This window comes from Streptomyces sp. NPDC059909 (assembly GCF_042730885.1).
Classification (GTDB): Bacteria; Actinomycetota; Actinomycetes; order Streptomycetales; family Streptomycetaceae; genus Streptomyces.
In genome coordinates, this window is the sequence record NZ_JBHWKX010000003.1 from 303,112 (window position 1) to 314,495 (window position 11,384).

The 11,384-nt window shown below is 71.0% G+C and carries 8 protein-coding genes; 4 read left to right on the forward strand and 4 right to left on the reverse strand.

All coding sequences use genetic code 11. From position 1 onward, the window contains the following. From ACFV9O_RS05075 to eccE, 4 genes are all read right to left on the reverse strand, one after another. Complete coding sequence (locus ACFV9O_RS05075) at positions 1-1,845, reverse strand: ABC transporter substrate-binding protein (protein WP_385412412.1); 1,845 nt, start codon at positions 1,843-1,845, stop codon at positions 1-3. 207 nt (positions 1,846-2,052) lie between these two features. After that, positions 2,053-4,953: an SCO5717 family growth-regulating ATPase gene (locus tag ACFV9O_RS05080; protein ID WP_385412414.1), complete on the reverse strand. Its 2,901-nt coding sequence runs from the start codon at positions 4,951-4,953 to the stop codon at positions 2,053-2,055. 280 nt (positions 4,954-5,233) lie between these two features. Further along, positions 5,234-6,049, reverse strand: coding sequence for a hypothetical protein (locus ACFV9O_RS05085; protein WP_385412514.1), 816 nt, complete (start codon positions 6,047-6,049; stop codon positions 5,234-5,236). A gap of 5 nt (positions 6,050-6,054) precedes the next feature. Continuing rightward, positions 6,055-7,410 carry a type VII secretion protein EccE gene (gene eccE / locus ACFV9O_RS05090; RefSeq protein ID WP_385412417.1) on the reverse strand — a complete coding sequence of 452 codons (1,356 nt, stop codon included), beginning with the start codon at positions 7,408-7,410 and terminating at the stop codon, positions 6,055-6,057. Between the two features lie 191 nt (positions 7,411-7,601). Here eccE and eccB point away from each other — a divergent pair, with 191 nt between their 5' ends. The 4 genes from eccB (at position 7,602) to ACFV9O_RS05110 (ending at position 11,254) form a co-directional block, all read left to right on the forward strand. Continuing rightward, the gene (gene eccB, locus ACFV9O_RS05095) at positions 7,602-9,137 is read left to right on the forward strand and encodes a type VII secretion protein EccB (protein WP_385412419.1); all 1,536 of its coding nucleotides are present in this window, start codon (positions 7,602-7,604) and stop codon (positions 9,135-9,137) included. 11 nt (positions 9,138-9,148) lie between these two features. After that, complete coding sequence (gene mycP, locus ACFV9O_RS05100) at positions 9,149-10,396, forward strand: type VII secretion-associated serine protease mycosin (protein ID WP_385412422.1); 1,248 nt, start codon at positions 9,149-9,151, stop codon at positions 10,394-10,396. A gap of 143 nt (positions 10,397-10,539) precedes the next feature. Beyond that, positions 10,540-10,878 (forward strand): WXG100 family type VII secretion target, encoded by a 339-nt coding sequence (locus ACFV9O_RS05105; protein ID WP_385412425.1) that lies wholly within the window; start codon positions 10,540-10,542, stop codon positions 10,876-10,878. Positions 10,879-10,957: 79 nt separating this feature from the next. Continuing rightward, a complete protein-coding gene (locus ACFV9O_RS05110; RefSeq protein ID WP_385412427.1) occupies positions 10,958-11,254 on the forward strand; it encodes a WXG100 family type VII secretion target in 297 nt (98 codons plus the stop codon). Positions 11,255-11,384 lie beyond the last annotated feature (130 nt).

The window sequence follows — 11,384 nt, forward strand, 5'->3', positions numbered from 1 at the left end:
CTATTCACGGTCTTCCGCGGTGGCCCGGCGACGCCGGCTGACGAAGAGGCCCAGCCCGGCGGCGAGAACGGCGACGGCACCGATACCGACCGCGACAGCGACGGTGGAGGAGCCACTGTCGGACGATCCGCCGTCACCGGCCGGCACGGCGGACCACCAGCTCCAGTAGCCGTCCTGGCCGTAGATGTTGCCGCCGGCCTCCGGCATGGTCGTGATGGACTTGATCTGGTCCGTACGGTACGCCTCGACGGCGTTCGGATACGCCATGACATTCATGTACCCGGTGTCGTACAGCCGGGATTCCATCTGCTTGACCAGTTCGGCGCGCTTGGCCGGGTCGTACTCCACGGCCTGCTTCGCGTACAGCTCGTCGAACGCCTTGTCGCAGATGAAGTTGTCCGTGGCGCCGGTGTCCTTCGGCGTGGCGGGCAGGGCGGCGCAGGTGTGGATGGACAGGACGAAGTCCGGGTCGGGGTTGACGGACCAGCCGTCGAACGCCAGGTCGTAGTCGCCCGCGACCCAGGGGTCGGAGACGTTGTCGAGGCAGTCGACCTTCAGCCCGATGCCGAGCTCGCCCCACCACTCCTGCAGGTACTTGCCGATCGCCTTGTCGTTCGGGTCGGTGGCGTGGCAGAGGATCCGGAAGTCCAGCGGCTTGCCGTCCTTGCCGGCGCGCTTGCCGCTGCTGTTCTTCTTGTACCCGGCCTGGTCGAGGAGTGCCGCCGCCTTCGCGGGGTCGTAGTCGATCTTCTGCTCGGGGGCCGGCTGCCAGAAGTACGAGGCGAAGCGCGGCGGGATGTATCCCTCGCCCTCCACGGCGTGGCCCTGGAAGACCTTGTCGATGATCGTCTCGCGGTCGACGGCGTGGAACAGCGCCTTGCGGACGGCCGGGTCCAGGAGGGCCGCGTGGCCGGAGCCGAACTTCTTGCCGTCCTTCGACTGCGCCCCCGGGTTGGTGGCGAGGGCGAAGAAGCGGCGGCCCGGTGCGTCGTTGACCTTGATGTTCTTCGCGGACTTGAGCGAGGCGGCCTGGGCGGGGGTGAGCCCGGAGACGAAGGACACCTCGCCCTTCTGCAGCGCCGCGACCGCCGCGTCACCGTCCTTGTAGTACTTGAACACCAGCTCGTCGAACTTCGGTGCCCCGCGCCAGAAGCCCTTGTTCGGCTTGAGCTTGACGTACTGGTCGACCTTGAAGTCCGTGAGGATGTACGGCCCGTTGCCGACGATGGGGAACTGCTTGTCGTTGTTGAACTTGGAGAAGTCCCCGACCTTCTCCCAGACGTGCTTCGGCACGATCGGGACGTCGAGGGCCGTCATCGTGGCCTGGGGCTTCTTGAGCTCTATGACCAGAGTCTCGGGGTCCGGCGCGGTGACCTTCTTGAAGTTGGCCGTGAAGCTGCCGTTGGAGGTGGCGGCGTTCTCGTCCGTCATCATCTTGTTGAAGGTCCAGGCGGCGTCCTCGGCGGTGGCCTGCTTGCCGTCGGACCACTTGGAGTCCTTGCGGATGGTGTACGTCCACGTCAGCTTGTCCGGCGACGACTTCCACTCGGTCGCGAGACCGGGGATCGCGTGCGCGTCCTTGGCGTCGTAGTTCGTGAGGTAGTCGTACATCAGCCGGTGCAGGCTGGTGGAGAGGAGCCGCTGCGCAAGGAACGGGCTCAGGGAGTCCACGCTCTGCGAGACGGCGACGGTGAGGACGTTCTTGCCGCCGTCCTTGCCGTCGTCGTCCGCCTGCGCCTGCTGCGGGGTGGCCACCAGGACGGAGGCGGCGGCGACGCCGGAGGCGAGGAGCAGCCGGATGAACGGGTGCTGCCGTGCGGTGCGTGATGGAGCATTAGTGACCATGAGACGTTGACCTCGCGTCGTTGCTCGCTCGGAGAAGGCACGTGGATCTTGGGGCGCCCACTGGTGAAGCGAAGGTCTATCAGCGCGGTCTAGACGTGTCAACGATGCCTTGGCGAAGCGTCAAACCCCTTGTGGGCTGCGGGAATGCGGAAGGGCCCGCCCCGTGGAGAACGGTGCGGGCCCTCATTGGTCTAAACCCTTGTTGCCCTACTGCTGAGGGGCTGGCGGCGCCTGCGGGGGCTGCTGCTGGGGGTATCCGGCGGGCGGGACGGGACCCTGCAGACCGGGCTGTCCGGGCTGGCCCGGATGTCCCGGCCGGCCCGGGTGAGGGTGGCCCGGCTGCGACTGTCCCGGGCCGCCGGGCTGTGCCGGGGGCGGTCCTGCGGGGTTGGCCGGGGACTGCGCCTGGGAGGGCAGCGACTGCTGCCAGCCCTGCTGCACGCCCGGCTGCGGCGGGTAGGGCTGCTGGCCGCCGTACGGCCGCTGTCCGCCGTAGGGCGGCTGCTGCGGGTTCGGGGCGTACGGCTGACCGGGCATGGGCTGGCCAGGCATCGGCTGACCCGGCACGGGCTGACCCGGCGCGGCCTGGCCCGGCATCGGCGGTGCCAGGTGCGGCGGCTGGTGGCCCTGGCCCCCCGACGTCCACAGCCCCTGCGCCTGCTGGGCCCGTACGAAGTCCTCGGCGACCATCGCCGACAGGTTGAAGTACGCCTCACGGGTCTTGGGCCGCATCATGTCCAGGTCGACCTCGGCGCCCGCCGACAGATGCTCGTCGAACGGCACGACCACGACCCCGCGGCAGCGCGTCTCGAAGTGCTGCACGATGTCCTCGACCTTGATCATCTTTCCGGTCTCCCGGACGCCCGAGATCACGGTGATCGAGCGCTGCACCAGCTCCGCGTAGCCGTGCGCCGAGAGCCAGTCGAGCGTGGTGCTCGCGCTGCTCGCGCCGTCGACGGACGGGGTGGAGATGATGATCAGCTGGTCGGCGAGGTCCAGCACCCCGCGCATCGCGCTGTAGAGCAGACCGGTGCCGGAGTCGGTGAGGATGATCGGGTACTGCTTGCCCAGCACGTCGATCGCGCGTCGGTAGTCCTCGTCGTTGAACGTCGTGGAGACGGCCGGGTCCACGTCGTTGGCGATGATCTCCAGACCGGAGGGCGCCTGCGACGTGAAGCGGCGGATGTCCATGTACGAGTTCAGATACGGGATCGCCTGGACCAGGTCGCGGATGGTCGCCCCGGTCTCGCGGCGCACGCGGCGGCCGAGCGTGCCGGCGTCCGGGTTGGCGTCGATCGCCAGGATCTTGTCCTGCCGCTCGGTGGCGAGCGTCGCGCCGAGCGCGGTGGTCGTCGTGGTCTTGCCGACACCGCCCTTGAGGCTGATGACCGCGATCCGGTAGCAGGACAGCACCGGGGTGCGGATGAGGTCGAGCTTGCGCTGCCTCTCCTGCTCCTCCTTCTTGCCGCCGAGCTTGAAACGGGCGGCGGCACCGGAGGGGTTGCGGCTCGACTTCGCCTTCGGCTTGTTGTTGCGCAGAAGGCGGTCGGAGGACAGCTCTACGGCCGCGGTGTACCCGAGCGGGGCGCCCGGTACGGAACGCTCGCGCTGGTCGTGGGTCATCGGGGTCGGCCAGGCGCCACCGGTGCGCGGGTCGACCGGAGCGGCGGGCGGCTGCGGCTGCCCCGGGGCCTGCTGCTGTCCCGGGGCCTGCTGCGCGGGGAAGTGCGGAGCCTGGGGCGCGGGCACGGCGGGCGGCAGCGGCGTGGGACCACCGGGCTGACCGGGCAGTCCGGGCTGACCGGGCTGTCCGGGCTGGGGGAAGCCGTATCCGCCTTGCGGGGTGGCCGGGTTGGGCGTTTCGGGGGCCGCGGGCGCGGGCTGTCCGGGCTGGGGGAAGCCGTATCCGCCCTGCTGTGCGGGCAGGTTGGGGGTGCCGTGGCCGGGCTGGCCGGGCTGGGGGAATCCGTATCCACCCTGCTGCGCGGGCAGGTTGGGGGGTGCGCCGTGCTGGGGACCGGCGTCGGCGGCCGGAGCAGGCAGGGCCGGCCGGTCAGCCGGCTCGGCCGCCGGTACGGGCCACTGCGGCGCGGCCGTCGGGGCGGCCGGCTGGAACGCGGGGGGCAGGGGCGGCAGGCCGGTGCCCTGCGCCACCGGCGGGGGAGCCCAGGGCTGGGCCGCGGCCGGAGCGGGCGGGGTGTCCTGCGGAACGGAGTCGGGAACGGCGTCCGAAGGCGCGTCGACGGGCATGTAGGCCGGCACGGAGTCGGCCGGTTCGGCGGCGGCATCCTCTGCCTCGTCCCGTACCGCGTCCTCGGGGGAGGACTCCGCCTCCCCGTCCCCGTCGGCGTCCTGGCCGTCGGCCGCGTCCTCGGGCGTACCGTCCTGCTCGCCGTCCGCCTCGTCGACCGCGTCCCCGGCCGGCAGGGCGTCCACGGAATCCACCGCGTCCACCGGGTCCGTGGCCTCGGCGTCGCCGGTCGCCGCAGCCGTTCCATCGGCATCCGCTGCCCGGACGTCGTCCTCGCCGTACGCCTCGCCGGCAGCATCGACGGGCGCCTCGGCAGTGGCAGCCGCCTCGCGCTCCGCGATCTCACGCTTCAGCGCGGCGGGGGAGAAGCGCATCGTCGCCCCGCTCTCCACGTCTCCGCCGCCGAACGGCTCAGAGGCGCCGACTCCTGAGTCCGCGGAGGCGACGACCGGGGCAACAGGGGCAATCGGCGCTGCCGGAGCCGGAGCAACCGGAGCCGGAGCAACCGGAGGCGGAGCAACCGGAGACTGGGCAACCGGGGCCGGATCAACGGGGGCCGGAGCAACGGGAACCGGCGCGGCATGAGCAGGCGAAGGCGCCGGCGGAGGCGGCGCGGGCGCCCAGTTGGGCTCGAAGCCGCTTCCCGCGGGCAGCCCGGGCACTGCTATCGGTGCCCCGGACGGCGGCGGAGGCGTCACTCCCTGACCATCGGTGTCCCCCGACGCGTTCTGCGTGTACCAGGCCGGCGGGGTGTAGTCGATGGTGAACTCACCCGTCATCTCGGCGGGCTCCGCGTCGGACTGATCATCGACGGGCCTGTTCCAGCCCCCGCGGATCTCGTCCCGATCGCCGTTCACTTTGCCTCCTGTGGTCGAGCACCCTTGTGCCGTCGTGGGTGGGGGCGACCGTTACCGTCGGTCCGATCCGCCCGGCTCTCCCCCTTGTGACGCGATGCACCTGCCCGCAGGTTCTCGTCGCGCCCACTCCCAGCCTAATCGTCAACACCGTTAGCGCGGCAGGGCGGACCGGCCCCCGGCGACTGTCCCCTGCGTCACGTCCTGACCCCAAGTGGCCGCGAAGTGACCCCGCTGCGGCCCAAGGTGAGGGCCGAACCGGTCAAATCCGGACGGATCCGCGTCAGTCCATGCGGCGTGCGGCGCCCAGCAGCCCGGTCTCGGCGTCCGTCGCCTGCGTCATGACGAACTGGCGGTCACGTGCCGTACACCACAACGTCACACCATCGGCAAGAGTGGAAAGGGCCTCCGTCTCGCCTCGCGGCAGATTCATGATGCGGCCGATCTGGGCGGCCTCCTCCGGGGACACCCGCTGGATGCCGACGAGGGTCGACTTCTCCATCAGCCTCGGCGCCACCGGGCTGAGATACGGCAGCAGCGTCACCACCGACTGCCAGGGGCCCGACACCACCCGTCCGCGCGGCGGCCGCATTCCGCAGTCGCGCACGACGACCACGGGGCTGACGGCCGACGCACCCTGCGGTGGCACCCGGCCCACGTCGTGCAGGGTGATGCACGGCTGCCCGCCGCCCGCCGCCTGCGCCAGACTCGACCAGCCGGGGCCACGGCCCGTCTCGACGGCGATCCGCGCACCAGTCGCGGCCGCGCGCAGCGCCAGGACCTGTGCCGTCCACAGGCCGCCGATCAGCGTGACGTCGTACGGCGTAGGCCGGTTGATGCCGAGCACCGCGGGCCGGCCCTCGGCGTCCACACCGACCACCACGCCGTCGTCGCCGACCGGCAGGGCCAGTGCGTCCAGTTGCTCCAGCGCGACGGCGTGCCGGTCGCGGCGTGGCCCGATGAGCCCGAACCCGGTCCTCGGCCTGCCGCCGCGCCCGGAAGGCTGCGTACCGCGCCCGTTCCGTACGGACGGCACCCCGGCACCAGGCGCACCGGCACCACCCGGCATCCCGGCACCCGGCATCCCCGAAGACGGCATCGACATCAGCGCGCACCCCCCAGCGGCAGCGTGGCCAGCATCCCCGGCAGCTGCTCACGGTCCAGCCGGACCAGCCCGGTCTTCACCCCGCGTGCCGCGCGCTCCAGTTCATGACGGGCGCTCACCAGCTCCTCGTCGCTGCGCCCGGTGATCCGCACATGCCCGGTCACCGTCACCTCCTGCCGGTCGCCGTGCCCCAGCGTCAGGCTGAAGGTCGTGGCGAGCGCGGGCAGTGACGTGAGCAGCGCGACGAGCTGAGGCATCGACGCGCCTCCCGCGGCGCCGCCCCCGCTCAGCTGCGGCCACCGCCCGACCCAGTACGTCGTGTGCCTGCGGTCGTCGCAGCGCCAGGTCCGCGAGGTCTCCTCGGTGCGCCGCCCCGGCACCTCGGCCCGGCTCGCCTGAGCTGTCGCCAGCGGGTTGGCGCACGTGGAGGTCGCGATGGCCGCGATCAGCTCCTGCTCGGTCAGCACGGTCGCGCCGAACCCGGCTCCGGCGAGCCGGCTCGCCAGCTGGTCCGCCGCCCGCACCACGCATTTCTGCGCGCCCACGAGTCCACCGCCGCGCGCCTCGACAGCCTCGGGGCAGAGCTCCGGGTCGAGCTTGAGCGCGATCCACGTGATCCGGAGCGCGGGCGCGCCCGTCTGCGCCTGCAGCGGGGCGTAGTTACGCGCGGCCACCGACTGCTGCGGCAGATGCGGCGCGGGCGCGGGCTGGGTGTGCTGCACGATCTGCGCCGACTCCAGCCGGATTCCGTCGACCTCCAGCACGTCCCGTACGAGACGCACGGGCAGCGGCCGCGCGCCGCGGTCCGGGCGCAGCGCCGTCGCGTCCGACTCGATCTGCAGGAGAGCCGTCAGGAACGTCCCGTCACCGATCATTCCGACCGGGCGCCTGTCGCGGTCGCTGTACGAGTACGTGCGCAGGGCCGGGTCGCACTCGACCGCGGGGGCGAGCCCCGGTTCCGTGTCGGGCGGCAGGACGAGCGAGGCCGCCCTGCGCGTCCGTGCCCGCAGCGCCATCACCGTCGAGAGCCATTCGGGCAGCGAGCGCCGGTGCCTGCGGAGCACCGCGAGCAGCACCAGCAGCGCGGCCACCACACCGGCGGGAACGAGCAGCAGCGGCTCCGTCACCCAGGCGACGAGTAGCAGCGCGGCCGCGCACTCGATCAGCACGAGCTGTTGCAATCGGAACGGACCGAACTGCCCGGTGCGGGCCTTGAGTCGCGGCGCGACCGTCCCCCGATCCCCTGTCGACGGTGCGGCGGACCACGACCGCCGGGGTGATCCGGGGGCCGGAACGGAGGGAGGCGCGGTGGACGGCGCGGCCGCGGCGGCCCGCGTGCGCGTCGCGGAAGCCATGATGGAGAAACCCCCCGATTCATCCCGATCACCCTGGCCTGCCAGGGCATTGGCGGCGGCATCACCCTACCCGCCCCACAAGCGCCTTCGATCAGCAGGCATAGTAGGGGGCCGGTCCGACAACCGGGTTCCGGTGAGCGCTCGCTCCCGGCCCGCGGCGAGGACTGCGGCTTTTCGACCAATGGGGACTCATGGCATCACGGCGGGATGAGCTCAACGCGTACACCTTTGCGAAGAAGCGCACGGTGGCCGCATTCCTCCAACCCTCACCCACCGGTACGGAGGAGGGGGCGCCGCGCCCGTTGCGTGCCGTCGTCCCGAGCCTCGTCGTCGGGGCGCTGGTCCTGGCCGGCTTCGGCGCCTGGGGCATGTTCAAGCCCAAGGCCCCCAACGACTGGGACAAGCCGGGCACCAAGGTGATTGTCGGCAAGGAGTCGACGACCCGTTACGTGGTGCTCAGCACCGGCAAGAAGAAGCTGCTGCACCCCGTGCTGAACCTGGCGTCCGCCCGTCTGCTGCTCGATCCGCAGGAGTTCGCGGTCATCCAGGTCAGCGACGACGTGCTCGACGCGGGCAATCCCCCGCGCGGGCCGATCCTCGGCATTCCGTACGCCCCCGACCGCCTGCCGAGTGACACGGAGGCGGCCGAGCCCAAGCGCTGGGCCGTCTGCGAACAGCCGGGCGGCGGCAAGGGCGCCAGCGTGCAGAAGGCGACGTTCGTCCTCGCCGAGCGCGATCTGTCCAGGACCGAGGGCAAGCAGCGGCTGACCGGCGGTCAGGTGCTGTACGTCAAGGGGCAGAACGGCGCCCGCTACCTCGTGGACGCGGGCGGCACCAAGTACCTGGTGCGCGGCAAGGATTCGGACGCCGCGATCCTCACCCGTGCCCTCGTCGGCAGCCGGGAACCGCAGGCCGTCACCGACGACTGGCTGGCCACACTCCACGACGGCAGTCCCGTCGACTTCCCCGAGATCCCCGGAGCAGTCGGCACGAGCGCGGACGTCGGCGGCGGCCTCACCGGGACCGAGGACCGGGTCGGCATGGTCCTCCAGGCACAGACGGGCTCCGGACCGCAGCACTACGTCGTGCTGCCGGGGAAGGTGCAGCCGGTCTCGGACTTCACCGCCTGGCTGCTCATCAACTCCCCGCAGACCCTCGACCTCGACATGGACGGCAAGGCGACGACCGTGGACGCGGCCTCGTTCGAGCCGCAGTCCGAGGCCTTCGGTGCGGACCTGCGATGGCCTTCACAGCGGTCCGAGCAGGTCAACTCCACGGGTGGGCCGGGCTCCCGCGACACCGTCTGCAGCGTCCTGCGCAAGGTCGACGACAAGGGGCGCACGACCCTGTCCACCTGGGCGGGCACCAAGTACCCCGCGGAGATCACCGCGGGCGGCACCAGCACGTACGTCACTCCGGGCAGCGGTCTCCTCTACACCCAGATCCAGGGCAAGCAGACCAGCCCCGACGGCTCGCTCTTCCTCGTGACGGACACCGGTCTGCGGTACGCGGTCCAGTCGAACGGCGACAGCGACGCCGCCCGCTCCGACATCGGCGCCGGCGACCGGGAGAAGGAGGAGGACGGCCGCCCCGAGCCCAGCAAGGCACAGATCCGCCTCGGCTACGAGAAGGTCACCCCCACGCTCGTACCGATCACCTGGTCGGAGTTCCTGTCCAAGGGTCCGCGGCTGGACACCAACAGCGCCCGCCAGCCGCAGGGTTCGTGAGAGGTGCTCCGGTGACCTACCGTACGAGCGCTCTGCTGGCCGCCGCCCTGACCGGCCTGGTCGCCGCGCCCCCGGCCGCGCACGCACTGCCCGCCCGCCCTGGTCCAGGCCTCGGCATCGACGGCAGCGGTGAGTGCACCTTCCCGATGAAGAAGCAGATCGCGAGCATCCCCTGGTCGCTCCAGCGGGTGCTCCTCGACGAGCTGTGGCAGGACACCAAGGGCAAGGGCGTCCGCGTCGCCGTCATCGACACCGGCGTCGACGACGTCAACCCGCAGCTCAAGCCGGCCGTCGACGCCTCCGCAGGCAAGGACTTCCTCGAGCCCGACAAGAACGCCGTCGACAAAGCGGCCGGCAACCGGGGAAAGACCGACGGCACGGTCGACGAGGTCGGCCACGGCACCAAGGTCGCGGGCATCATCGCCGCCCGCCCCCGCAAGGGCACCGGTTTCGTCGGGCTCGCCCCCGAGGCCACGATCATCCCGATCCGCCAGAACGACGAGAGGAACAGCGGCAAGTCCCACACGATGGCCGCGGCGATCGACCACGCCATCGCCGAGAAGGCCGACGTCATCAACATCTCGCAGGACACGACACAGGCGCTGACCCCGCAGTCGGACCTCGGCCGGGCGGTGGCGCGGGCCGTCGCGCGGGACATCGTCGTCGTCGCGTCCGCCGGGAACGACGGCATGGACGGCGAGCTCAAGAACACCTACCCGGCGGCCTTCGACGGCGTACTCGCCGTCGCCTCCTCCGACCGCAACAACGAACGTGCGGCGTTCTCGCAGGCCGGCGAGTTCGTGGGGGTCGCGGCGCCCGGTGTCGACATCGTCTCCACCGTCCCCGGCGGCGGCCAGTGCGTGGACAACGGTACGAGCTTCTCCGCCCCGTACGTCGCCGGTGTCGCCACCCTGCTGCGGGCCAAGTACCCGACGTGGAAGGCGCACCAGGTCGTCGCCCAGATCGAGCAGACCGCCGAGCGGGCCGTCAACGGCCGTGACAACTTCGTCGGTTGGGGTGTCGTCGACCCCGTACGCGCGCTGGACGGCGACGCGGGCCCGCCGGACGCCCCGACGCCCGACCCCGGCCCGCCGAAGCCACCGGCGCCCGAGCCGGCGCACCTCTCGCTCTCGGAGACCCCGCAGGAGCGCGACGAGCGGTACGCGACGTACGCGATCGGCATCGGCGGAGTGCTGGTCGCGGTCGTAGCGGGCACCGCGACGGTGCTGCGGGACAGCCGCCGCAGATGGCAGCGGTGAGCCAAGTCTCCCTACGGCGCTTTGCAGTTGGAACTGTCCTGCCCGGTGACTAAAGTGACCGGACGGGATCACGCGAGTGACCCGGCACGGGGGCGGCATCGAAGGCTTCCCGTCCGCTGTACGTGAGGAAGAAGGGGCACGAGGTGTCGAAGGACCTGAATGTAACCAGTGTTGATCAGATTGGCCTTGCCAACCGGATCCAGGAGTTCCACGACGAGCTGCAGGCTCGCATCACGTCCCTCAACGGCGTCGTGGACCGCATCCAGGCGGGCTGGCAGGGTGCCGCCAGCCAGGAGTACGACCGGGTGCAGTTCAATCTGAACCAGCGCCTGAAGAGCATGCGTCTCCAGCTCGTCAAGCTCGAGGAGATCATGCGGATGAGCGCCGACGGCTTCACGCAGCAGGAAGAGGACCGTATCGCCGCCTTCCGGAAGATGGACGACACCCCTTCCGGTCAGAGCGCGATCCTCGGCATGGCCTGAGCGGCCGACCGCCGACAGGTACCCCGTCCTCCGCTGAATACCGCCGCACAGGCACTCGTAGGCACATAGGAGCAAGGCAATGACCACTGCCGTCAATTACGACACCGTGACCCAGGCGGCCGGTGATGTCCGCGTCACCGCATCGGAGCTCTCCCAGAAGCTCCAGGACCTGATGACCCAGGTCAACCGTGTCGCCGAGAACTGGGACGGTGAGGCCAAGGTGGCCTACCGCGAGAGCCAGGACATCCTGACCAAGGACATGGCGGGCATGAACCAGGACCTGACCCGCATCGCCCAGCTTCTCGACGAGTCCGTCATCGGATACCGCGACACCGACAAGGGCAACGCTGCGCGTTTCCGCATGCTGATGGACTGAGACGACGTCCCTCCGTACATGCGAAAGGGGGGTGGGTGCCCACCGGGAGGGACCCCCCCTTTCCCTCTGCAGAGGTCTCCCCCCCCCAGGCGAAACCCCCCTCCCCCCCGCCCCAGACGAAAAAACACCC